At 45.7% G+C, this 23824-nt stretch carries 19 protein-coding genes; 10 read left to right on the plus strand and 9 right to left on the minus strand.

The window, feature by feature from the left end; all coding sequences use genetic code 11:
• Window positions 1-4 precede the first annotated feature (4 nt).
• Both A6E01_RS16205 and A6E01_RS16210 read right to left on the minus strand, forming a co-directional pair.
• Window positions 5-997, minus strand: coding sequence for a D-alanine--D-alanine ligase (locus tag A6E01_RS16205; RefSeq protein WP_017029932.1), 993 nt, complete (start codon window positions 995-997; stop codon window positions 5-7).
• A gap of 30 nt (window positions 998-1027) precedes the next feature.
• Entirely contained in the window at window positions 1028-1540 is a 513-nt protein-coding gene (locus tag A6E01_RS16210; RefSeq protein ID WP_017029931.1) for an SPOR domain-containing protein, read from the minus strand.
• Between the two features lie 202 nt (window positions 1541-1742).
• Between A6E01_RS16210 and A6E01_RS16215 the strand changes: the two genes are divergently transcribed.
• A complete protein-coding gene (locus tag A6E01_RS16215; RefSeq protein WP_017029930.1) occupies window positions 1743-4109 on the plus strand; it encodes a bifunctional acetate--CoA ligase family protein/GNAT family N-acetyltransferase in 2367 nt (788 codons plus the stop codon).
• A 49-nt stretch (window positions 4110-4158) separates the two neighbouring features.
• Here the strand turns inward: A6E01_RS16215 and A6E01_RS16220 are convergent, their stop codons facing one another.
• A complete protein-coding gene (locus tag A6E01_RS16220) occupies window positions 4159-5046 on the minus strand; it encodes a LysR family transcriptional regulator (protein WP_017029929.1) in 888 nt (295 codons plus the stop codon).
• Between the two features lie 434 nt (window positions 5047-5480).
• The gene (gene galE, locus A6E01_RS16225) at window positions 5481-6494 is read right to left on the minus strand and encodes a UDP-glucose 4-epimerase GalE (protein WP_017029928.1); all 1014 of its coding nucleotides are present in this window, start codon (window positions 6492-6494) and stop codon (window positions 5481-5483) included.
• A 228-nt stretch (window positions 6495-6722) separates the two neighbouring features.
• On the opposite strand from galE, the gene A6E01_RS16230 reads away from it, so the two are divergent.
• The 3 genes from A6E01_RS16230 to A6E01_RS16240 are packed head-to-tail and all read left to right on the plus strand — an operon-like array spanning window position 6723 to window position 9099.
• A complete protein-coding gene (locus A6E01_RS16230; RefSeq protein ID WP_065210718.1) occupies window positions 6723-7454 on the plus strand; it encodes a 5-oxoprolinase subunit PxpA in 732 nt (243 codons plus the stop codon).
• The gene (gene pxpB / locus A6E01_RS16235) at window positions 7451-8155 is read left to right on the plus strand and encodes a 5-oxoprolinase subunit PxpB (protein ID WP_017029926.1); all 705 of its coding nucleotides are present in this window, start codon (window positions 7451-7453) and stop codon (window positions 8153-8155) included. Before A6E01_RS16230 ends, pxpB begins: the two co-directional genes overlap by 4 nt.
• Entirely contained in the window at window positions 8152-9099 is a 948-nt protein-coding gene (locus tag A6E01_RS16240; RefSeq protein ID WP_065210719.1) for a 5-oxoprolinase subunit C family protein, read from the plus strand. Before pxpB ends, A6E01_RS16240 begins: the two co-directional genes overlap by 4 nt.
• A 362-nt stretch (window positions 9100-9461) precedes the next feature.
• Here A6E01_RS16240 and A6E01_RS16245 read toward each other — a convergent pair whose 3' ends face one another.
• A complete protein-coding gene (locus A6E01_RS16245; protein ID WP_065210720.1) occupies window positions 9462-11918 on the minus strand; it encodes an ABC transporter permease in 2457 nt (818 codons plus the stop codon).
• Between the two features lie 8 nt (window positions 11919-11926).
• Window positions 11927-12640, minus strand: coding sequence for an ABC transporter ATP-binding protein (locus A6E01_RS16250; RefSeq protein ID WP_065210721.1), 714 nt, complete (start codon window positions 12638-12640; stop codon window positions 11927-11929).
• Here A6E01_RS16250 and A6E01_RS16255 point away from each other — a divergent pair.
• From A6E01_RS16255 to A6E01_RS16270, 4 genes are all read left to right on the plus strand, one after another.
• Complete coding sequence (locus A6E01_RS16255; protein WP_065210722.1) at window positions 12639-13235, plus strand: arylesterase; 597 nt, start codon at window positions 12639-12641, stop codon at window positions 13233-13235. The genes A6E01_RS16250 and A6E01_RS16255 overlap by 2 nt on opposite strands.
• 58 nt (window positions 13236-13293) lie before the next feature.
• Window positions 13294-14487 carry an enoyl-ACP reductase FabV gene (fabV, locus tag A6E01_RS16260; RefSeq protein ID WP_065210723.1) on the plus strand — a complete coding sequence of 398 codons (1194 nt, stop codon included), beginning with the start codon at window positions 13294-13296 and terminating at the stop codon, window positions 14485-14487.
• A gap of 171 nt (window positions 14488-14658) precedes the next feature.
• Window positions 14659-16563 carry a sensor domain-containing diguanylate cyclase gene (locus A6E01_RS16265; RefSeq protein WP_065210724.1) on the plus strand — a complete coding sequence of 635 codons (1905 nt, stop codon included), beginning with the start codon at window positions 14659-14661 and terminating at the stop codon, window positions 16561-16563.
• A gap of 82 nt (window positions 16564-16645) precedes the next feature.
• On the plus strand, window positions 16646-18304 hold the full coding sequence (locus A6E01_RS16270) for an ABC-ATPase domain-containing protein (protein ID WP_065210725.1): 1659 nt from the start codon (window positions 16646-16648) through the stop codon (window positions 18302-18304).
• Window positions 18305-18359: 55 nt separating this feature from the next.
• Here the strand turns inward: A6E01_RS16270 and A6E01_RS16275 are convergent, their stop codons facing one another.
• The 3 genes from A6E01_RS16275 to A6E01_RS16285 all read right to left on the minus strand — a co-directional run bounded on the left by A6E01_RS16275 (window position 18360) and on the right by A6E01_RS16285 (window position 22010).
• Entirely contained in the window at window positions 18360-18773 is a 414-nt protein-coding gene (locus A6E01_RS16275) for a DUF3592 domain-containing protein (protein WP_017029918.1), read from the minus strand.
• 111 nt (window positions 18774-18884) lie between these two features.
• The gene (gene viaA / locus A6E01_RS16280) at window positions 18885-20330 is read right to left on the minus strand and encodes an ATPase RavA stimulator ViaA (RefSeq protein WP_017029917.1); all 1446 of its coding nucleotides are present in this window, start codon (window positions 20328-20330) and stop codon (window positions 18885-18887) included.
• 9 nt (window positions 20331-20339) lie between these two features.
• On the minus strand, window positions 20340-22010 hold the full coding sequence (locus tag A6E01_RS16285) for an ATPase RavA domain-containing protein (protein WP_065210726.1): 1671 nt from the start codon (window positions 22008-22010) through the stop codon (window positions 20340-20342).
• Window positions 22011-22269: 259 nt separating this feature from the next.
• On the opposite strand from A6E01_RS16285, the gene A6E01_RS16290 reads away from it, so the two are divergent.
• Both A6E01_RS16290 and ltaE read left to right on the plus strand, forming a co-directional pair.
• On the plus strand, window positions 22270-22788 hold the full coding sequence (locus A6E01_RS16290) for an NUDIX hydrolase (RefSeq protein ID WP_065210727.1): 519 nt from the start codon (window positions 22270-22272) through the stop codon (window positions 22786-22788).
• An 11-nt stretch (window positions 22789-22799) separates the two neighbouring features.
• Window positions 22800-23807, plus strand: a complete 1008-nt coding sequence (gene ltaE / locus A6E01_RS16295) for a low-specificity L-threonine aldolase (protein WP_017029914.1) — start codon at window positions 22800-22802, stop codon at window positions 23805-23807.
• Window positions 23808-23824: the final 17 nt, after the last annotated feature.

A 23824-nucleotide genomic window follows, 5' to 3' on the forward strand; every position in this document is an offset into this window, starting at 1 on the left:
CTCTCTAAAGAGCCGTTTTCACCGCTTGAGCTAGGTAGTCAGAAAACACATGACCGTTATTGCTCAGCATTTTAGGGAACATAGAGATGGGTGTCATTCCAGGGAAGGTATTCACCTCATTGAGGTATATCTCTCCCTCTTCAGTGAGGAAGAAATCGATTCGAGACAGGTCTTTAAGGCCCATCTGAACGAAGACTTTACGAGAGTATTCCGCTATCTGTTCAAGCTGCTCTTGGGTTAAACCCTTTGCAACAATCTCAGTAATTGAGTGACTGTCTGAGCTGTACTTCTCTTCATAAGAATAGAAGGTATCTGAAGGCGCAATCACCTCTCCCGGTGGCGTGATGAACAACTCTCCTTGGTATTCGTAGGCGGCAACCTCAAGCTCTCTTGGCTTTACGGCTTTTTCCACCAAAACTTGCTCTGAATAGTTAAATGCATCGCTAACCGCACGCTCAACGCCTTGAACATCCGTGACCTTGTAACAGCCAACCGATGAACCTTGACGAGCCGCCTTAACAAATAGACCACCCCAGTCGTTAAAGGCATCTTCTGTCTTCTGTACACTCGTTTGATTGTTCTCAGTTAGGAACAGATAAGGTGTGTTCTTAACTCCTATCGCGTCGTACCAAAGCTTAGAAGTGATTTTATTAAAGCTGTTGCTGCTCGCTTCTGGCCCGCAACCAAAGTATGGGATCCCTGATAGTTCAAACAGTGACTGTATGTCGCCCGTTTCTCCAGGGTAGCCATGAATACAAGGCACAATGTAGTCAATCTTACAGCGATCGTTTCCTTCCACTAGCTCAGCCGAATGTATGTCTAGATAGCAATCTTGGGCTTGTTGATTGCGCCAGTTTTCGCTAGTGATCTCAACGCGAATAACGTTAAAACCTGTAGTAGTTTCCAGTTGCTGTTGTACATAGTCAGCTGAAATCAAAGACACCTCATGCTCTGAGGAACCGCCGCCACAAAGCAAAAGAATATTAATGTTCGACATCTAGATAAACCCAATCAATCTTAGTAATAGTTATTTTAACAGCTGGAAGCTGTCTGTTGCTGCTAATTCTTTGTCAGTAAAGTTTTTAACGAATGGCTTAAGCTTCTGCAATCTTTCAGGAAGTGCGGCAACCGCAGCTTTAGCTTCATCGTAATCACCGAAATCGCCCATCAAAACAGAATAAACTGGCTTATCGTTGATCTCTTTAGCTTGTAGCCACAAAGCCGACTCTGTATTCAGCGCTTTAGCAAAGGCTTTGGCTTTTTCTTCTTCTGAAATAGTAGCAAGCTGAATTGAGAAACCTTCCGTCGGTGCTACTGCCGGTGTCTCTGCAGGCACTTCTGATACTTCAGTCACTTCTGCAGTATCTTCTTCAACAATAGCAACATCTTCTTCTACGATCTCAGCTTTGCTCTCGTCAACCTCAGTTTGATTGGTCTGATAGTTCTCTTGATAGCTTTCTGATTGAACGTCAGATTCGTAGTCGCTTGAACTACATGCAGCCAGTAATAAAGCCAATGACACAATTGCGGTTTTTTTCATTTTTAGTTCTCTTACGCACTTAGTTCTGAAAATCATGCCCATCATCGGTTGCATAATCAAGGGTAAGCGGGTGTCTAAATGCAATTTGACGTGATCAACGGCTCAGTTTTCAGCCTTTAACCACTGAAGTGGCTAAAAATGTCACACTAGTTGCTGAAACAGCTTTAAAATTAAACAGATACCATACAGAGGAATGACAAGTATGAGCCCGATGGATTCGCTGTTTAACCCAAATGCAATTGCCGTGATCGGTGCGTCAAATCGACCTATGTCTCCTGGAAAGGTCATAGTTGATAACCTCCTCCATTCTGGCTTTAATGGCACCGTTTTACCGGTGAATCCGAACCACACCTCAGTCTCAGGTGTGCTGTGCTACCCAAACCTTGAATCACTGCCTTTGATCCCAGAGTTGGCCATTATCTGCATCGACCATCAAGACCTCACCACCTTGTTTGACGATCTTGATAACAAAGGAATCAGAGCCGCTATTTTGATAGCCAACTCGCTGTTTGATGAAGCTCACGCCAACGAGATCAAGCGCCTCTCTAAGCAGCACAATATACGCATGATTGGTCCGAATAGTCTTGGTATCTGTATGCCTTGGACTAACCTAAATGCCTCTCTTTCGCCCGTTAGCGTACAACCGGGTAAAATCGCCTTCATCTCGCAGTCTGGTGCAATCGCAACCACGGTTCTCGATTGGGCCAATGACAAGCAAATAGGCTTCTCGGCATTTGTATCTATTGGCAGTATGGCGGATGTAAATGTCTCTGAAGTCATAGATTACCTATCCATGCACAGTAAGACAGAAGCGATTCTTTTGTATGTGGAGCATATTCAAGATGCTAGACGTTTTATGTCAGCCGCTCGTGCGGCCGCTCGTAATAAGAGAGTGTTAGTCCTTAAGGGAGCCCGCTCGCAAGTAGGAAAAGAGCTTTCTATGTTGCACCATGGTGGAAGCAAGTCCCTCAACATTGTGTATGACTCAGCCTTTGACCGCTGTGGTTTGTTGCGCGTGCACTCCACCCATGAGTTGTTTGCCGCTGCGGAAACGCTTACCCACTCCATTCCACTTAAGGGGAAACGGCTAGCGATGATTAGCAATGGTTCAGGCCCTGCCGTCATTGCCAGCGACGTGCTCAATCACTTAGGAGGGAAACTGGCTGAGTTCTCAGAGGAAACATTAACGGCACTTGGTAAGATTTCAAGCGAGTGCACCATCAACCCCTTAGATCTCTCGGGCGATATGCAAAGCACAAAATTGCTACGCGCATTTAGTCAGCTGTTAGACAGCAAGGACATGGATGCAATACTCATCATGTTCAGCCCTTCAGCAATTGCTGATCCACTCGCTACCGCAACTAAGTTACTCGACATCTATCAAAAGCACCCACATCGAAGACGTGTGAACCTCCTCACCAACTGGTTAGGTGAAACCTCAGCTAAAGAAGCAAGAAGCCTATTTTCAAAGCATGGCGTACCGACCTATCGCACTCCAGAAAGCAGTGTGATGGCGTTTATGCATCTTGTGCGTTACCGAGCAAGCCAAGTTCAGTTAATGGAAACTCCGCTCTCTATCGAGCATGAGGCTGAAGCGGTATTAAAGGCTAAGCAAATTTTGTCTCAAAGCCCTACCGATACGCTTACCACAGATAAGACCACACAGCTGCTGAACTGCTATCAAATTGAAACCGATCAGGGCCTAAACACAGATGTTACGTTGCACCTACAATGTGATGCCACCTTTGGTCCCGTCATACTGCTAGGCCACAAGGGTGAGGTCTGTGATAAACAGTTTGTCGCAGGATTTCCGCCACTCAACCAGAAACTGGCAGAAACACTGATTAAAAAGGCATTAAGGCGCGGGAAGTTGCCTCCTGTCAGCACCGGACAATTTGAATCTTTAACACAGACCCTAGTAAGATTTTCTCAACTTATAGTGGATTTGACCGAGATCCAATCGATACACCTGAGTGGAGCGTTTGATGATTCTGAGCACCTTAAACTTGAGCCTCAGTCCATTGAGATTGGAAAGACCCTCAACCGAGTTTTAGCCATACGACCTTACCCTATAGAGCTTGAATCAATAGTTAGCCTCAAAGACGCTAGTGAGGCTTTGCTTCGCCCAATAAGACCAGAAGATGAACCCCTACACGCCCAGTTCATCAATAACGTCAGCAAGGAGGATTTATATAAACGCTTCTTTAGTGATGTTGGAGAGTTTGATCATCAAGCTCTCGCCAACCTGACACAGATTGATTACGACAGAGAGATGGCATTGGTGCTTGAAAAAGAGTCGCAAATTATCGGCGTGGTGCGCGCCATAACCGATATTAGAAGTAACAGCGCAGAGTTTGCTGTGCTGATCCGTTCAGACATGAAAGGTCAAGGACTGGGCCGGATACTGATGCAGGCCATCATCGATTATTGTCGAGATAAGGGCATTGCTCGCATCGAAGGAATGACCATGCCATCAAATAAGGGCATGGTCACTCTTGCACAAAAACTAGGGTTTTCTGCCCATGTAGACTTTGAAGAAGGCGTTGTAGAGATGGCGCTGACCCTTTAAAGGCAAACCACCCGCAGAGCCTTAAGCGACGCCTTAAATGAGGTCGCCATCATTTAAGGCTCCATTGCTTTGGCAGGTTGCGAATCATCCAGCTTTTAGCCTTGCCCATCTGATTTCGCTTCCACGCCATGATTACCGGCAACTCAGACTCTTCACTGCCACTGATCTGCTTAAGAAGCCCTGCCTCTATTTTTGCTTTGGCAATATGCGTAGGGATTGTGCCTATACCCAAACCACTCTCTAAAGCTTCTATCTTGGAGGCGAAGTTAGTTACCGTGAGGCGCTGCTGCTTTTCAAACACATTGATACTGCGTGTAGGTTTAGTTCTTGCTGAGTCAGCGATAGCGATGACGCGATAGTTCGATTGCGCTTCTTGATCAAATTCACCAGCGCGCTTATGCACAAAATGTTCAGGCGCTGCCACCCAGGTTAGCCCTATGCTGCCTATTGTTTCAATTTTTGCCTCGGGAATAGAGATATCCGTCATTGGAGCTACAAGAATATCAGCGCGATCGTAGGCTAATGCCTCCCACCCCCCTGCAAGTATCTCTTCTTGGAGTTTCAGGCGTGTTTTGCTTTGTTTCGCCAGTTTTTCAACTAAAGGGAAAAAATGTCCTACCGGAATCACACCATCAAAAGCAATGGTAAGATCTAGCTCCCAACCATTTGCAAGACTGGTGGCATCATTAATCATATCTGTTGTAGCTGCGAGAATGACTCTGCCCTTCTCTAACAATATTTTTCCTGCAGGCGTAAGTTCAGCCCTGTGGCCTGAGCGATCGAAGATAAACAGATCCAGCTCTTGTTCGAGCTTTTGTATCTGGTAGCTAAGGGAGGATGGCGCTCGATTTAATTCCTCTGCTGCTGCTGAAAAACTACCACGACGATCGATTGCATCGAGGATGTGCATGGCTTCAAGAGTGATTGGCGTGATCATTGACTTCCTTATCAAGGCTTATTTCGTGTTATTTAATCACTATCAAGCATAAAGTCACTGAATTTCATCAAATATATTGAAGCAAGGCAAAGAAAGAAAAGATAGATTAAAAAATGACAGGCGCTATAAACTATTGATTTTACACAGAATGGGAGGAATACAGAAACGAAAAAGCCAACTCACATGGAGTTGGCTTTGGAATTTTGCAATCAATAAAAGAAAAACAAAAAGTTGGATTATTGCAAAATAAACCGAGCTTACTTGTTTGCTTTTATTTCTTTAGTAACCATTACTACTGAAGCTGCGATAAATGTCACGATTAGCGCTAGTTCCATAATATTTCACCACCTGATATCAAAGAGTTATTAAGATTCGTTAAATTCTAAAAACAATTGTAACACCCTGTGGCGAAAAAAAAATCTAGTTATTCGGAATTATTCGGGGTAACCCTTCGGATTTTCCGATTGCCAGCGCCACGTATCTTCGCTCATTTCTTGCAAAGTACGCGTTGCTTTCCAACCTAGAACCGCTTCAGCCTTGGCAGGATCCGCCCAGCACTCGGCAATATCACCGGGTCTACGAGGTGCAATCTTGTACGCAATAGTCGTACCGCTTGCTTGTTCAAATGCTTTTACCATATCCAAAACACTCGAACCATTACCTGTGCCTAGGTTAAAGATGTGCAAACCTGACTCATTCCCTACCTTCTGCAGCGCTGCAATATGACCATCAGACAGATCCATCACATGAATGTAGTCACGAACGCCCGTGCCATCCGGCGTTGGATAGTCATCACCAAAAACAGACAGATATTCACGACGGCCCACAGCAACCTGAGAGACGAATGGCATAAGGTTGTTCGGGATCCCTTGAGGATCTTCGCCTAAATGCCCGGTTGGGTGAGAGCCTACAGGGTTGAAGTAGCGTAGTAAGGTGATGCTCCAATCAGGGTTCGCCGCCTGAAAATCAGTAAGACACTCTTCTACCATTAGCTTGCTACGACCATAAGGGTTAGTCGCGCTTGTTGGGAAGTCTTCGGTAATAGGTACTGATGCAGGGTCCCCATAAACCGTTGCAGAAGAAGAGAACACTAATCTCTTAACACCCGCCTCTCGCATCGCATCCACCAGCACAAGAGTGCCGTTGACGTTGTTGTCGTAATACTCGAGGGGTTTAGCCACCGACTCACCGACAGCTTTCAAGCCTGCAAAGTGAATAACCGCATCGATATTGTATTGTTGCATTGTTTTAACGAGTAGTGCTTTATCTCGAATGTCGCCTTCAACGAACTCAACATTTTGGCCAGAAACTAGGCTGATGCGCCGATTTACGCTCGCCTTGCTGTTATATAAGTTGTCAAAAATTACAGGTGTCATCCCTGCTTCTAGAAGCTGTATACAGGTATGGCTGCCAATATAGCCCATACCACCAGTTACAAGTACATTCATGAGTTTTACCAACTGATTGATTTATAAATAAGAGTACCTCATTTTTGTTAAGTTTTGAATTTGCCATTGTGCTTTCACTGCTTAAAAGTACGGCGAGTAAATCCTTAGTTGGTCAAATGCTCTGGTTTATTGTTATTCTTTACAATACACAAGTGGAACGTAATAAATCGCAACAACATCATAGAGTTGCTGTCAGTGGATTGATATCCGTATGCAAGAGAGGAAGGGATGAAACTAAATTGTGATATGGGCGAAAGCTTAGGTGCATGGACAATGGGTAACGATGCCCAGATCATGCCCCTTATCGATATGGCCAATATTGCCTGCGGCTTTCATGCCTCAGATCCCGATACGATGTCGGCCACGGTTGCACTTGCTAAGGAGCATGGCGTGTCTATTGGTGCCCATCCCGGATATGCCGATCTACAAGGCTTTGGCAGACGCTCTATACCCCATACTAGCGCTCAAGTTACCCATATTATCCTCTATCAAGTAGGCGCTCTGCAGGGTATATGCCGATTACATCAGGCAGACGTCGATTATATAAAGCCCCATGGTGCCCTCTATAACGACATGATGAAAGATATCGCGCTATTCACAGCCGTTATTGAGGCGGCTAAGCAATTGCAGTTGCCGTTAATGGTGCTCGCAACCGACAACGCAGACTATTTACACATCGCACAACGGGCGAATGTGGCTCTCATTCACGAAGGCTTTGTGGATAGACGCTACACCCAAGACAAACAACTTGCTTCCCGCGGTCTGCAAGGCGCCGTCATAAATGACCTTGATGAAGTGAACCAGCAAGCACAGGCTTTGATTAGCGGAAGTACCTTCAACAGTATTGATAATGCGCCGATTCAAGTCGCTGCCGATACCTTGTGTGTTCACGGTGACGGTAGCAACGCCCTAACCTTTGCTCAACATCTGCGTCATTTAATTGGTGAGCAAGCAAAGTGACCCTTATCCATAGCCGTAAGCCATACATTGAACAGGTGGGTGAATGCGCAATACTGCTTCGATTCTCAGATGAGATAGATGAGTCTCTGCCCTGTTACATCGCCCATTTCGCTTCGATTGTTCGTTATAAACTAGCGCCCAAGCCCATTAACTGTGTGCCTTCTTATACTACTTTGTTGCTCGAGTTTTCTGCACTGGTGTTTGATTACAGACTCATCCATGAACAACTGATGTCACTATTATTGGATCCCAGTAGTAATCAGGTGCCTTCGTCACCAAGCACCATTGAAATTCCGGTTTATTATGGCGAGGAAGTCGCACTAGATGCGGCTCGTTATTCTAAAGAGAAGGGATTGTCGCTACAGCAGTTACAACAAATCCACACCTCTACCGAATATCAAGTGCACGCCTTAGGGTTTGCTCCCGGGTTTGCGTTTATGGCGCAAGTACCAGAGTCTCTGCAACTGCCCCGCCTAGATTCGCCTAGACCAAGAGTCCCAAAAGGCAGCGTGGCTATTGCTGGCCCGCAAACGGCTGTGTATCCAGAAGAAAGCCCTGGTGGCTGGAATATCATTGGCAGAACCCCCATAGAGCTATACAACCCACAACATGAGCCAATGACTGTATTGTCACCTGGTGGCAAGGTTCGCTTCATCGCTATCTCTAAACGCCAGTTTATTGAGCTTGGAGGCATGTTGTGAATAAGGTACTCACCCTGCTTAAAACCAATGCGCTAACAAGCATTCAAGACAATGGACGCTTTGGTTACGCTCATCTAGGAATTACCCAAGGTGGGGTCGCTGATGAGTACTCTTTTCATTGGGCAAATAAGCTACTAGAAAACCCTTTTGCGAGTTCCGTTATTGAAACCAGCCTTGGCGGTCTAGAAGCAGAATTTGCACAAGATTCTTGGTTTGCCGTCACAGGAGCAATTGATAACGTCTTCTTAGATGACGTTATGGTGCCAAACTGGAGCCGAGTATGGGCTAAGCGAGGTCAACGCCTTAGCGTTAGGATGCCACGTACCGGCTTAAGGAATTACATCGCCCTTCCTGCCGGTATCAATGCGCCTTTACATCATGGAAGTGCCTCTACAGTAACCAAAGACCGTTTAGGTGGACTATACAGTGACGGACAAGGGCTAAAAGCAGGGGACGAAGTGTGTTGCGTTGCCCCTTCATTAAAACAATGTAAGCCAATCTCTGTTGCACCGCAGTTCATCCCAGACTTTGCACCAACATCGATCATACCGCTTCGACTTTTGCCCGGTTCTCAACATACCCTTTTTGATCAAAATGCAACACAAACCCTGTTTGAAACGCTTTATAGCGTTGACAGTCAAAGCAATAAAATGGGCTATCAATTAGCAGGAAACCCCATCTCCGTCCCTAAAAAGCATCTAGTCTCAGAACCCATCGCCCTCGGTGCTGTGCAAGTTCCACCAAGTGGCAGCCCTATAGTCATGCTGTGCGAACGACAAACTATCGGTGGATACTATAAGCTAGGCACTATCGCTAGGCTTGACCTTGCTAAACTCGCGCAAGCTAAACCGGGAACAAAAGTTCAGTTCATCCAATCAGATGTAAACACCTGTCTTTCAGAATATAAAAACTGGTTAAAATTTTTCCAAAAAGAAGCACCATAAAAAAGCGCAAATTATTTAAAAAAATACTTGACCTATTTCAGCGAAAAAACCGATCTAACGACATTGTGAATAACGAAGTTTGTGAAGCCTTGAATTGCTATAGGTTAAGCCGTAGTTAGAGGATTTATTGCGAAGAGTTATCCAACTAGTTATCCACAATTCGTGTGGATAACCATTTTGGTGCAAATGCTTGATACGCTTAGAATGCTAGTGATTTGCAATAACATTAGTGGATAAATATTACCTAATTTTGTTAACTTTTTTACAAAACAATTTCTCATAGCCCAACTAGGTAAAGGGTTGAGGGCTTACTGTTGTTTTACAACGGTTCAGGCACAGCTCATAAAGCTGTGCCCTGCGGCCTACAATGAACCATTTTTTACTGGTAGCAATAACTGCTTAATTAAACTGTTAACCACCAAGGCTAAAATCACAAATGTCAGCACAGGAAGTGCAAACCACAGCTGTGGGTGCATACGGACAGTTAAATCAAAGCCCCAATAAAGCAACCCACTAACGCTCGCTTCAGCGCCCAAACTGGCCACCAAGCCTGCGATAAGCGCCATTAACCCATACTCACACCACAACGTGGTTGAAATACGCTTTTTGCTGGCACCCAGCGTACGATACAAACGTATTTCTAACTGTCTTTGTGAAATACTCAGTCGCAGTAGCGTGAATATCAACAATAACCCTGCCACTACACCCAGGGCTGCCAAAACGGTAATAGACCAGATAATCTGAGAAAGCAGCGACTGGATCTTGTCGCCCATCTTTCTGATATCGAGCAAGCTCACCGTTGGATGCTGAGAGGACAGGGCTTGTATCATAGCGTCATGCTCTGGCTCTATTCGGTAAGACACCATAAACGCACCCGGCATTTGCGGCGCGTATTGAGGCGCAAAGATAAAATAGAAATTGGGCTTCATTTCGCGCCATTCCACCTTACGAATGCTATTAACCACAGCCTTGACCTCTTGACCACTGATCACAAACTCAAGTTCATCACCAATTCTGAGATTAAGAGCCTCGGCTACCTCCGATTCCACTGAGACGCCGTTGTCGCTTCCCCATGTACCTTCTATCAGCTCATTGTAATCGGGTAGTTCGTTAGCCCAAGTGAGATTAAGCTCTCGTCTCACCGCATCCGTGTCTTGATTGTCTTTGGACACCTGCTTAGCGTCTACATCATTAATCTTGGCTAAGCGACCACGAATAATAGGAAAGGCTTGGGAGCGCTCTATATTTTCAGAATCTAATTGACGCAGGTATCCATCTACCTCATAAGGAGCAATGTTTATGGCAAATGCATTCGGCGCATTCTCTGGAAGTGTACTTCGCCAATCTTGCAAAAGATCAGTGCGAACCAACCATACAATCGCGAGTAGCATCAAAGACAGTGCCAAAGCGCCAAATTGCAGACCACTGGCCAATGATGAACGGTTAAGGCGACTTACCGCAAGTGCCATCGCTGGGCTTAATTTCAGCTTTCCAATAAGCTTTGAAATCATCATGGCCACACCCGCTAGCACCACAAACAGTACGGCCATGCCGGCTAACACTATCCAAACTAAGGTGTTAGACGCATACACCACAAGCATTGGAATGATAGGCACCAATACTAGCCACCAGCTTTTTCCGTTACGCTGCTCAACAGGTTGCAACACGTTGGTTGCCGAGGTGTTCAACAGATTTATCATTGGGATGCCCAAAGCAGGTACACCAATTAAGAAACAGCTGGAGATGGCGACCAACATTGGAGTGACGCCGTAACTTGGAAGTGGATTAGGGAGCAAATCCGCTAGCGGTACACGCAGCAATACCTCGAGCACATACCCAATAGCCACGCCAAACACCACGCCAGTGACAAACAAAAGAAGCACCTGAATCATAAGCCAGCGGCCTATCCACTTCTTGCTTGCCCCTATACTCTTTAACATTGCAATAGTTTGACGGCGCCCTGCCACATAATGCTGACAGGTCAATACTAAGGTGGTCGCTGCCATGATCACCACAATCGCCACGGTCAAAGACAGATACTGCGTCGTTCGCGTGAACATATCGTTGGTACGACTGCGGCTGTTTTGGTCTCGCCAGCGATCACTAGGAGAGAGTTCTACCTTATCTTTCAAGGCTTGTAACTGTGCGTCTGGCCCGGTAAAAAACTGCTGATAGCGCACTCTTGAGCCCAGTTGCAGTGCTCCGGTACTTTCTATATCACTAGAGTGTATAAGCGCTGTGGGCATTTGTTGGAATGGATTAAAGCTAAGCCCTGGTTGCTGCTCTATCATGCCGTTTAACGTAAAGTCTGCATCGCCTATAGTGACACTGTCACCCTGCTTAACGTCTAACGCCAGCATTGCCCGCTCTTCGAGCCATAACTCTCCCTTGTTGAGATGGGAGGTAGTACGTTCGTTAGATGCCAAGACTAGATCGCCGCGCAATGGGTAGGCATCATCAACGGCCTTAACGGAAACCAGCAACATCTCTTCTTCGCCAAACGCCATGGTGGCAAAACTCACCATAGAAGCGACATCAATGTCCGGTGACAATGACTGCGTATTTAGCGCTTCGGGAACAGGGTTTGCAGAGCGGTATACTAAATCAGCCGTTAGGGCATCTCTACCCTGCTTAACGATGACCTGCTCCATCCTCTCAGCTAAGGCTGATAATGCGAACACACACGCAATAATAAGGGTCAGCGCCACTGATATAGGCCATAACTGACCATGACGAATCTCTTTAAAACTCCAAGCAAGCAGACGTCTGTTTAGCTTTGCATTGGCTTGGGGAATTGTAGCAACCTGTGATTGTTCCATAGTGCCCCCTATGCCAGTTGCGCAGAATCTGTATCTTCACTGTGCACGGTGCCACCTTCTAGATGTCCCGATTGCATGCTAAAGACTCTGTCACAGCGCGAGGCTAGCGTATTGTCGTGGGTGACCATGATCAAGGTTGTACCATGCTGCTTGTTTAATGCGAATAACTGCTCAACAATATTCTGCGCCGTGTGTTGGTCGAGATTGCCAGTAGGTTCATCCGCAAACAGGATCTGAGGATGCAACATGAAGGCTCTCGCCAAAGCCACTCGTTGCTGCTCTCCACCTGAGAGTTGCGATGGAAGGTGGTCTAAACGGTTTTCTAGGCCCACAGAGGCAAGGAGCTCTTTGGCTCGCTGCTCATCTTCGGCTTCGCCTCTTAACAAGCAAGGCAGAGTTACGTTTTCTAAGGCGCTGAGACTTGGGATCAAAAGAAAACTCTGGAATACAAATCCGATATATTGGCTGCGCAAATCGGCACGCTGCTCATCATCAAGCTCAGATAACGCATGACCCAGCAGTTCGACTTCACCCTCGCTAGGGACATCTAGCCCTGCCAGAAGCGTCATTAGCGTGGACTTGCCTGCGCCGGAGGCACCGACAATTGCCACACTTTCTCCAGAATGAATATCCAAATTTACATTCTGCAGGATTGTTAAATGCTCTTGTTTGGTAGAGACTGTTTTAGTTACCGATTGAGCCTTAATTACGGATGTGGTCATGATACGTGTGCTTTCCTTTGTTTTTCTATTTTTATCCATAAATGCCAACGCCGCGAGTTTACTGGTGCTTGGCGATAGCCTCAGTGCAGGATATCAAATGCCTATCGAAAAGGCGTGGCCTACTCTATTGCCTGATGAGCTCTCAGAGCGCGGTCATCAAATGAGAATCATTAACGGTAGCATATCTGGAGATACCACAGGTAATGGTTTAACAAGGCTACCAGCCCTTTTAGACAAGCATCGCCCGGATTACGTGCTAATTGAACTCGGTGCTAATGATGGTTTACGAGGTTTCCCCCCTAAACTGATCAAAGATAACCTAACCAAACTGATTGATCTCAGTGAAGAAAGTGGCGCTAAAGTCATTGTGATGCAAATACAAGTCCCGCCTAATTATGGCAAGCGCTATACGCAATCGTTTGAACAAGTCTATCCTAGCGTAACTGAAGACAAGGGCGTTGATTTAATTCCATTTTTTCTGTCTGAGATCATCACTGACCCTGACTTGATGATGCAAGATGGTCTGCACCCTAAGGCGAATGCTCAGCCATGGATCGCGGAATTTGTCGCGCTGCAACTGTCGCCACTACTGTGATTCCATACTTTCTTCTAACACCTGACACTCAACACCTAACACAGAGAGAATTGATTGGATGAAAATTGAACCCATCATCAAAGGCGTCGTTGCTCGCTCTGCGCACCCCGCAGGTTGCGAGCAAGCAATCAAGAATCAGATAGAGTATGTTACGAGCTCAAAAGCGATCACTGAAGGTCCTAAAAGAGTGTTAATTCTGGGCGGTTCATCTGGTTTTGGACTGGCCTCGCGTATTGCACTCACCTTTGGCGGAGCAAAGGCAGATACCATTGCAGTGTCTTTTGAACGAGGCCCTTCAGAAAAAGGCGTTGGCAGTGCAGGTTGGTACAACAACATCTTCTTCAAACAGCAGGCTGAGATGGTAGGTTCTAAGGCGGTCAACATTATCGGCGATGCTTTCTCTGATAAGGTTAGGCAGCAGGTCATCGACACGATACGACAAGAGTTTGATGGCAAGGTGGATCTGATTGTGTATAGCCTGGCAACGGGCGTTAGGCCAAAGCCCAATTCCAATGAAATGTGGCACTCCGCTATCAAACCAATTGGCGAGCCTCTCAAAGGCGCCAGCATTAGCTTTGAACACGATTCATGGTTTGAATCTGAACTGCCACCGGCCACTGAGCAAGAGATAATAGACACCCAGAAGGTCATGGGTGGCGAAGATTGGGAGAGTTGGGTTGATTTCCTTATTAACCATGATGCTATCGCTCCGCAGTGCCAGACTATCGCCTTCTCTTACATTGGGCCTGAATGCACCCATGCTATCTATCATCAAGGCACTTTAGGCAGAGCTAAGGTCGATCTTCATCAAACGAGTCATGCATTAAATCTTAAGCTTTCAGCCTTTGATGGTGGCGCTTACGCCAGTGTTTGTAAGGCGCTGGTCACCAAGGCAAGCGTTTTTATTCCGACATTCTCTCCTTACGTACTAGCGCTCTACAAGTCGATGAAAGATCAAGGGCGTCACGAAACCTGTATTGAGCAGATGCAGCGCTTATTTAACTCTAAGCTCTACCCTACGCCTATCGTCGATAGCGAACGACTGATTCGAATGGATGATTGGGAGCTAAAAGACTCCGTTCAGCAACAAGTCGCCGAGATACTACCAAAGCTTACTGAGACTAATTTTAAGCAATTGGGAGACTACCAAGGGGTTAAAACTGAGTTTATGCAACTCAACGGTTTTAATATAGACGGGGTGGATTATGATCAAGAATACTCCCTCGAAGCACTAAAATCTCTTACTCCGTAACCGCACTTTGACCACAGTTCAACCACTTACGGCTATCTAACTTGATAGCCGTTTTTGTTTCAAACGAACTGAGTAATTCAGACTATCCTTATACAAGATAAAGCGCGTCTTAAAGAGATGGAGTTTTAATGCACTCGCTTGGTATTCATTGTAAAGGTAACGGATTACGTAATGGCCAGAGTCAACACGCAAAAGCTAGAGGTGCCGGACAAGATCTATGGATCTTGGCAAGACATGCTTGAGATCCTTGCCCAATATGCGCACGTGCCCGTTGCCATGCTCAATCGACTTAATCAAAGTCACTTAGACATTTTCTGTATTAATCACCATGCCGATAACCCTTTCAAAATGGGCGATTCATTTGCCCTAGGCGGACATCACTTTTGCGAAACTACACTGAAGACAGACTCCATTTTGGTGGTTAACGACAGACATAAAGACCCTACATGGAAAAACATCACCGAACCATTAGACGACAACATGGTGTCATACTTAGGCATTCCGCTGCATTGGCCAAATGGCACTCCCTTTGGAACCCTATCCATCTTAGACAGTAAACCCAACGACTTTAAGATTTCCGTTCGTGAATTACTATCAGTGTTCAAAGACTCAGTGGAAGCACAGCTGACCGTTATCTATCAAAACCAAAAGTTGCAACTCATTAACCGGGATCTACAATCGAGAATCCAAAACCGCACCGTAGAACTGGCTAACCTAAGTTATCAGCTCGATAAAGAAGCCACCAAGCGAAAGCAACTGGAACGAGAGGTGCATTATCAACAGCACCACGATGTAGGTAGTGGCCTTTTAAATGCAAAGGCATGGGAATTGGAAACCAACCGGATTGTTAATCATGCCGATCTCTATAACCAAGAAGTCGCGGTGTTCTACTTGGGCATTAGCAACGGACATCGCATTCAAATCGATATGGGTGCGGAAACCCTAGATCAGATCATTAAGCAATTGAAAGATAAGCTCGGACAACTCAGCCCCCACAAGCAACTGTGCGCTAGGCCTCGTTCAAATGACATTGCCTTTACTCTACTTTCTAACACTAGCAGCAAGAACTACGACACCATCATTCAGCGGATAATGGACATTACCACTCAGGACTTTGATGTGCCCTCCGGAAAGATTCGCTTGCAAGTTTATGTTGGGGTTTCTTTGAGTCACCCACAACACAGCCAACAAAACCTCGCCCTAACCGTTCAATCATTTCAAGCGATGCAAAATGCACGAGAATCGGGTAAACGGATTTTATTTTATGATGATAACCAAATAGACAGAGGCACTCGCTTAAATCGCTTGGAAAGTTATTTCATGGAATCCATCCGTGATGATGCTATCAAGTTGTTTTACCAACCCCAGATAGCACTCGATAATCGTCAATGGAATAGTGCTAGCACTTCCATTCGCTGGGATCACCCTATTCTTGGCAATGTGTCTGAACTGTCTATCAACCAACTGTGTGACCAACCAGAAATCGCAGACGCCATGTGCCATTTCATCATTAAAAAATCCATCGACATTGCACAGCAATGGCGAGCCATTAAATCGTCCTTTCGTATTGCCGTGAAGCTCAACGCTTGTCAGTTGGCCTCTCACGACTTACCTGAACTACTTCAGAAATGGCTCAAATCGGCACACTTGCCAGGGGACTGCCTTGAAATTGAGGTATCGGAGAAGCAACTGTTTGCCAATGAGGGTTCCCTGCAACCCACTCTTGAGCAACTGTCAGCTATAGGCGTGCACCTCACTCTGTGTGATTTTGGGCATGGCCACGCTTCCTTTAGCTACCTAAAGCACAGCCCTTTTAAGCGTATCAAGATTGATAAATCCTTTACCGATAATCTGCAGCATAGCTCTGAAGACAGAGCCTTTTTGCATTCGCTGATGCAGATCACTACAAAGCTTGGGCTTGATACCGTCCTCACAGGAGTGGAGACCAAGGAGCAAGAGCAGTGGCTAATGCAATTTGATACTCCTTATGCTGAGGGTAAAATGTACTACGGTCCTATGACTCGCAAAGACTTCGAGCAATCTTTATGCAGGCAAAGTGAGATTAGTCTTCATTAGATGCGCAAGCGATGCATTTTTCTGAACATCTACAGCGTAGGATTGTTATAATCGCTAAATGCTTGAAATCTAGGGTTCCAAAATGGATCTGCTCACCGCAAAACTGAAAAAACTCGAAAAACAAAACTATCGCGCCTACCAACAGATAAAGGGAAGCTACGACTTTACGGACTTTGCCTTGCACATCGACCAGGTTCAAGGCGACCCATACGCCTCTGCATCGCGCTTTAGAGCAGTAAGACCGTGGTCTGTGACTGGCTTAGATTTCATTAAAGAGAAGTCACCTGCTTATCAACTAGCCGCGCGTGATTTCATCGCTCGTAATCTTGCTGAATACGCGAAACAAGACAACGCAATTTCGGTGGCGACAACAGGACAAGTTGTTTTAGATAACACAGCGGTATTGTTTACCGACGAAGGCATTGAGCTGCGTTTTCGCATCAACCTTCCGGCTGATGGTCGCTCCATATTGGCTAAGAAAGCACTCAATATCATTACCTTCTACCTGCCAAAGTACCTGCGTAAGGCCACATTGTGGAGAGAACTACCACAAGAGCGCTTTACTCAGCATTGTGAAGTTATAGAAGATCAGTTTGCGCTTCGTGAGCAGTTACAAAAACATGATTTAGTCAGCTTTATCGCCAATGACAGTATTCTGCCTCGCCTATCGGGTGAGAGCGATATGCCGATGAAGGATGCACTGGCAATGCAGTCACCTGCTGAGCTTGCAATCACTCTTTCTACGCCAAACCGCGGTGATATCACAGGTTTAGGTATCAAAAAAGGCATCACGCTGATCGTCGGCGGCGGTTTTCATGGTAAATCTACGCTGCTTAATGCCATCGAAAAATCCATTTATGATCATATCCCTGGAGATGGGCGTGAGTATTGTGTCACTGACCCACTGAGCATGAAGATCCGCGCTGAAGATGGCCGCTGTGTTCATAACCTCAATATTGCCAACTTCATCAATCATCTGCCAATGGGCAAATCCACTACCGATTTTTCTACGCAAGATGCTTCTGGCTCAACCTCGCAAGCCGCTTGGCTTCAAGAGTCCATCGAATCTGGCGCTAAGAGTCTTTTGATAGATGAAGATACCTCTGCAACCAACTTCATGATTCGTGATGAGCGCATGCAAGCCTTGGTAGCAAAAGAAGCCGAACCTATCACGCCGCTGGTAGACCGTATCGCCGAGCTTCGTGACAGCGAGGGCATTAGCTCAATTATCGTTATGGGTGGCTCTGGTGACTACCTTGATGAAGCTGACTGCGTTATTCAGATGCACGAGTATCAACCTGTCGATGTCACTGAGAGAGCCAAACAGGTAATACAGCAACATCCAACAGAACGAACGCATGAGCGTGAGCTGCCATTGCAAGAAAGCAAACCACGCTCATTCAATCGAGCATGTTTGCAAACATTACTCGCAGAAGGCAAGTTCCGTGTAGGAGCTAAAGGCACAACCTCTCTGCGTTTTGGTAAAGAGTTTATCGATATCACTGCGCTAGAGCAGCTTCAAACGTCAAATGAAGTAAATGCGATAGGATGGACATGGTTTCAGGTGGCGCAAGTGCCTGGCTGGAGCCAAGACCTGCAAGTTGAATTCGAGAATCTTGTCAACAGCGATGATTGGCATGCACTAATGCCAAACAATGGTGATATTGCGAAGCCGAGAATATTGGACTTACTAGCGACTCTAAACCGTCTGCGCAAAGCTCAGTTTAAACCCGCGAAGTAGCCTCATCATCCCAAAGCGCCATTTAGTTTACCGCTGATGGCGCTCTTATCATGCTTTAGGCAGCTCTTTGTGCCCTACTCGTTCTTTGCCCAAATCCAAGTATTATAAGTAAGAAACCGATCCCAATCGACAGATAGCTAACATCTCCTACTTTGACATCATGAGCTAACTTAGCGTAGCTAGGGGCAAACGGAAGGTAAGTCACAACCATCGACTGATGAGTGCGATACAGACCCATTGAAGAGTAATTGTCTGCAGTAACGAGGTACTTTTCACCTGCAACCTCAAATCTCGCCTTAGCCGCATACTGCCTCTTGTTGCCCCTCTGCAATTGGTCAAAAGCAATCACTTCACCAATAGTTTGAGACCCAAACACCATCAGGGTCGCATTGTACGTTGCCGACTTTATTCCAAAGACAAGTAAACCTAACCCACATAAAGTGATAACAACGCCTTTAAACGCTTTCATTTCCACACACCATAAAACTTTTTCGTACTAGATACTAATATAATTTTATGGTTTAAGGAAGTACAAAAATAAAAAGCCCCGCGTAAGCGAGGCTAAGTTTACCAATCTAAGTTAGAATTTTTTGACGAATCGTCCTACCAATCCGGGATGATAACTCCAGTTGTGGCTGAAGATATCTAGCAGTTCCGGGTTGCCATATTTAGATAAGCTCACGGCATGGAATCGATTGTGTCTTGCTTTAAGCTCGTCAACCTTGTTGACCATATCCTCAGATTGTCTCGGTGCGATGAAATCTGATAGAACCACCATATCCGCATTCAAGAATTTGTCGGTGTGCATAAGGTCAATACACTTTTGCAGTACCGGTTCAAAGTCGGTGCCACCATGGAAGGTATAAGACAAGAAGTCGCTCGCCTCTCTGAGGCCGTCTTTTTTTGTAAGCTCGTAGGTAATCTGCTCGGTAGAAAACATGATCACGAAGCAGTCTCGTTGCTCGGCAAGGGCTATCTGCATAAGAGCAAAAGCGATGGCTTTCGCACACTGTTCAGGGAAGCCGCTCATGGAACCTGAGGCATCTACACAGACAATAAAAGGCCCTTTTTCTAACTCAAGTTCGCTCGAGTTAGGTAGCTGCGCATTTATCTTACGAAGTTTGCGAGATTTCCCCTCAGTACGATAACTCATCAAGCGCTTATCCACTAAGTGCTTATAAAAAATGGTTTCAAGTTCAGGGTATGCCAAAAACATGGTTTCATTCGGCAACATCTTACTTAGATCGTCGCTCTCATGAATCCCCACGATATCATCGGTGGCTTCATTAGACTGCTCTTCTACAAACTGCAGTTCAGCAACAGGGGCTTTCCTTAAAGAAGGGTCGTCTACCTGGCTAGCCATACGACCTAATTCGCTCGCAATCTCTTTTAAGCCACTATGCTTACGCAAAAAGCTCGCGTACTTGGCCATGGTACTGACATCGGTTCGACTCAATCGAGCCGCTGCCATATCCCATAAACGGCCTAGTTGTGCTTCGTCTCCGGCCTCACCAATTTGACGCATGTTCTTCATGTTTTCCATGCGATTGTACAGATCTTCTAAGAACTTCTGCTTATCTTGCTCGAGTTCATCCAATTGCATCTGTTTGATCGTGTTGTATATGGATTGATACCACTGATCACAAAAGTAGTGCGCAAACATTGGATTAGGTGTGTGTTTTTGACGCTCAAGGAGTTTCTTCGCCGGACCACAAAATGGGCTCTTTCCTTTGAGCTCACTCACCACAGATTTTATATCTTTATCAAACTGCTCTTCATCCCAGTGAATGACCTTTTGATAAAGAGCAAGCTCAGCTTGGATTTGCTCAGACTCAGAGACCTTACTGATGCGTTTTTTGACTGACCCTTTCCACTTTCTTAAGTGGTTTTTAACCGAGGTCTGCACTCCTGGCTTTTCAGAAGACAAAAGAACCTGACTGCGGCCAATAAGATCATTGACCGCGGTTTCTACCATTCCAGAGTCTGCAACGGACATTGCGAGATTTAATGCGTCAGCACCTAGCATCCCGCTCTCCTATTCCGCAAAGAAGCCGGCCAAAAAACCGATTCTTTGTGCTGTTTTCTTTGAGGTGGCTTGAGCAGAGCTAAGCGCTTCTGAGAGCTGCTGTAGGCTCGACTCCATTGCCGTTGGAAGTTCCGGCTCAATGAAATTATGCGGCAATGCGCCGTGGAAATCAGAACGCACCTTTGTTAAAAGTAGCTCAGCATTCATTAGGTTATTCACCGCCTCGTTCGCTTGTGCATGCCATAACTGATGCTTCTCAGGATCAAGGCCTTCGTTAGTCACTAAGCTCAGCAAAACAGAACGATTAGCTATGTCTTTAATAACAAGGTTATTATCGGCATCAAGTGCAAACTTCAGTGACATGAGGTTTGGGTTTTGATTGACGTAACCATAGACATCGCCACCGCCATGACTAATAGCATTCACAAGATCCGTTTGTGGCACGAACACATAGCGGGTATCCCCTTTATCATGCTCAGAAACAGACTGATTGCTTTGTAACAGCACAAGTTTAACTAGGTTACGTGCATTGCCAACACTATGAGGACGCCAGTCATCAAAGTTAGCCTTAAAGTCTTCCTTGCCCTTGCGTAGTAAACCAGTGCCAGGCTCTGATTCTACTTTCATGGTATGACTGGATTCTATCTCTGCCTGAATATCTTCTAGGATCTGACTGCTGTCTTCGATCGTCTGCAGTATTTCACTTTGATTAAACGCACGCTTAAGAGCAAATTCTCGTATCACGTCGCGCACTATCAAACGAGACTCGGGACTATTCCATAAGCAGTCTTGAATCAAAATAAGATCAAGGGCGTTGATCTTTTGACGACCATTAAAGAACGCACTCGCCTTAAGCAGTTTCACCGCTTTCTTCCAGCGACGGTCTGACACATACAGCTCATCGGCACTCAAGGTTTCTTCGGCATCTTTATGGCGTGCTTCAAGCATTGTTTTAAGTTGATACAACTTATCAAACACTTCATCGGATAAAGGCATGCTGTCGAGCTCATTGAGCCATTGAGCATACTCTTCATTAGAGATAGTGAGCTCATCTGGCACCTGCGCTTCTTGCGGTGTCCCCACAGTCAGCATGCTATGGAAGTTTTGTTTGTCTTGGATTCGGTTAACGAAGATGCGCACCAACATACGGTCGTACAGAGCTTCTAGGCCACTATCTTTGTCTGGTAATTCGTTTGACGCGGAAATAAGCAGGCGCATAGGCACCTTCTCGATCTCACTGCCATTTTTGAAGGTTTTCTCGTTGACTACAGTAAGGAGCGTATTCAATATAGCGGGACCCGCTTTCCAGATTTCATCTAAGAATACGACGTTCGCCGTAGGCAAGTAGCCCTTGGTTAATCGAACATAACGGCCATGGTCTTTCAGATCTTGGATGCTAAGGGGACCGAAGACTTCTTCAGGTGTAGAAAAGCGCGTCATTAAGTATTCAAAGTAGCTGCTACTTTCAAATGCAGATATCAAACGCTTGGCGATAAGGCTTTTTGCAATACCCGGAGGCCCTAAAAGGAAAACACTTTCTCCCGATAATGCGGCTAGTAGGCAGAGTTTAATGGTGTGTTCGCGTTCATAAACGCCTTCTGAAAGCACCTTTACAAGTTTGTTGATACGTTCAGAACGCAATGCACGTTGCGCGTGAGAAACACGAGTCGTTTCCATTATTAAAATGCTCCATAAAACAGCGGCTGTTAATTATTTTTATAGTCAGGTTAATTATATGTTACAAACGCAAATTAACTCTAGCTGTTATAACAACTTAACGAGATCTTACTCACACTGCAAACTAAGATTGCAAATATGGTATTTAACCATTCCAATCAATACGTTAATTTGAGTTTTGAGATGTGAATAAAGGTCAACATGAAAAGTGTGATCTTGTACATAAACGGCCTAAAAATAAAGGCAAAAAGAGTAACAAAGAATGCAAAAAACACTCCATAAATGGAAAAATCTGTCATTAGTTGAAGAAACACTCACTTTGCCAAATGGAGTCGTTACCAACCATACGTCTATTAATCACCCAGGTGCTGTTGTAATCTTGGCTAAAACGCCATCAGGTAAGCTGCTGCTACTTAATCAGTACCGCCCTTCATTAAAGGAATGGCTACTTGAAATCCCAGCGGGGACACTAGAGCCTAACGAAGACCCTTTTGCGGCAGCAAAACGCGAACTGGAAGAAGAAACCGGCTATAGCGCGAAAAAATGGCAAAGCCTTGGAAAACTCACTCCAATGGCAGGGTTTTGTAACGAAATCCAATACCTCTACTTTGCCGAGGATTTAACGCTCACTCAAAGGCTCGAGGCCGATACGGACGAAGTCATTGAAGTACTTGAAGTCTCAATCGATGAATTACTTCAGTGGATTCAACAAGATAAGATCAGCGACGCTAAAACCATAGCTGCGGTATCTAAAGCGCTACTTAGCGGAACATTAAGTTAAAAGGAATAAATATGGATTTTCGATCCGATACAGTTACACGCCCGACTCAAGCTATGCGAGACGCAATAGCAAACGCTCCAGTTGGAGATGATGTTTACGGAGATGATCCTACAGTCAACGAGTTAGAAGCATGGGCCGCTGATACCCATGGCTTTGAAGCGGCCCTATTCACCTCATCTGGCACACAAGCGAACCTATTAGGGCTTATGGCGCACTGTGAGCGTGGTGATGAATACCTATGTGGTCAGCAAGCCCATAACTACAAATATGAAGCGGGTGGCGCTGCAGTACTAGGGTCGATTCAGCCGCAACCGGTAATGAATGAACCGGACGGCACGCTTTGCTTCAAGAAGCTAGAAGCGGTCATTAAGCCAGAAGATTTCCACTTTGCACGCACCAAACTGCTGAGCCTAGAAAATACCATCAATGGTAAGGTTCTGCCTTTATCTTATCTCGCGGAAGCACGAGAGTTCGTCAATAAGCACGGCCTTAAACTTCACTTAGATGGCGCGAGAGTCTACAACGCAGCCGTTGCGTTAGATGTTGATATTAACGAAATTGCTCAGCACTTTGATACCATGACCATTTGCTTATCAAAGGGCCTATCTGCGCCTATCGGCTCACTACTATTAGGTGACGCTGTCACGATTAATAAGGCACGCCGCATTCGTAAGATGCTCGGCGGTGGTATGCGCCAAGTGGGTTTACTTGCCGCTGCTGGTAAGCTCGCCCTAACAGAGCAGGTAGCGCAGCTAAAAGTGGATCATGACAACGCGCAGAAACTAGTTCACGGTTTAGCTAAACTGCCTGGTTTCTCAGTAAAACCCGAGCTAGTACAAACCAACATTGTGTTTGCTAAGCTCGACCAAAGTGTTGATATCGACAATATCGCTGCGGAGCTAGAAAAAGAAGGCATCACTATCACCCCTAGCAACCCTATTCGTTTTGTAACGCATAAGGATGTGAGTACGGATGATATTGACGTGTTGCTAGAGAAGTTGGCTGAAAAGCTAGGTTAGTCTGTGCGCTCTAAGAT

Origin of the sequence: Vibrio breoganii, assembly GCF_001677275.1 — a bacterium.
GTDB classification, from domain to species: Bacteria; Pseudomonadota; Gammaproteobacteria; order Enterobacterales; family Vibrionaceae; genus Vibrio; species Vibrio breoganii.

What these genes read in the sequence shown, in the direction of transcription:
- A6E01_RS16205 (WP_017029932.1), bottom strand. Translation starts at nt 997, where the DNA reads ATGTCGAACATTAATATTCTTTTGCTTTGTGGCGGCGGTTCCTCAGAG.
- A6E01_RS16210 (WP_017029931.1), bottom strand. Translation starts at nt 1,540, where the DNA reads ATGAAAAAAACCGCAATTGTGTCATTGGCTTTATTACTGGCTGCATGT.
- A6E01_RS16215 (WP_017029930.1), top strand. Translation starts at nt 1,743, where the DNA reads ATGAGCCCGATGGATTCGCTGTTTAACCCAAATGCAATTGCCGTGATC.
- A6E01_RS16220 (WP_017029929.1), bottom strand. Translation starts at nt 5,046, where the DNA reads ATGATCACGCCAATCACTCTTGAAGCCATGCACATCCTCGATGCAATC.
- galE (WP_017029928.1), bottom strand. Translation starts at nt 6,494, where the DNA reads ATGAATGTACTTGTAACTGGTGGTATGGGCTATATTGGCAGCCATACC.
- A6E01_RS16230 (WP_065210718.1), top strand. Translation starts at nt 6,723, where the DNA reads ATGAAACTAAATTGTGATATGGGCGAAAGCTTAGGTGCATGGACAATG.
- A6E01_RS16245 (WP_065210720.1), bottom strand. Translation starts at nt 11,918, where the DNA reads ATGGAACAATCACAGGTTGCTACAATTCCCCAAGCCAATGCAAAGCTA.
- A6E01_RS16255 (WP_065210722.1), top strand. Translation starts at nt 12,639, where the DNA reads ATGATACGTGTGCTTTCCTTTGTTTTTCTATTTTTATCCATAAATGCC.
- A6E01_RS16250 (WP_065210721.1), bottom strand. Translation starts at nt 12,640, where the DNA reads ATGACCACATCCGTAATTAAGGCTCAATCGGTAACTAAAACAGTCTCT.
- fabV (WP_065210723.1), top strand. Translation starts at nt 13,294, where the DNA reads ATGAAAATTGAACCCATCATCAAAGGCGTCGTTGCTCGCTCTGCGCAC.
- A6E01_RS16265 (WP_065210724.1), top strand. Translation starts at nt 14,659, where the DNA reads ATGGCCAGAGTCAACACGCAAAAGCTAGAGGTGCCGGACAAGATCTAT.
- A6E01_RS16270 (WP_065210725.1), top strand. Translation starts at nt 16,646, where the DNA reads ATGGATCTGCTCACCGCAAAACTGAAAAAACTCGAAAAACAAAACTAT.
- A6E01_RS16275 (WP_017029918.1), bottom strand. Translation starts at nt 18,773, where the DNA reads ATGAAAGCGTTTAAAGGCGTTGTTATCACTTTATGTGGGTTAGGTTTA.
- viaA (WP_017029917.1), bottom strand. Translation starts at nt 20,330, where the DNA reads ATGCTAGGTGCTGACGCATTAAATCTCGCAATGTCCGTTGCAGACTCT.
- A6E01_RS16290 (WP_065210727.1), top strand. Translation starts at nt 22,270, where the DNA reads ATGCAAAAAACACTCCATAAATGGAAAAATCTGTCATTAGTTGAAGAA.
- ltaE (WP_017029914.1), top strand. Translation starts at nt 22,800, where the DNA reads ATGGATTTTCGATCCGATACAGTTACACGCCCGACTCAAGCTATGCGA.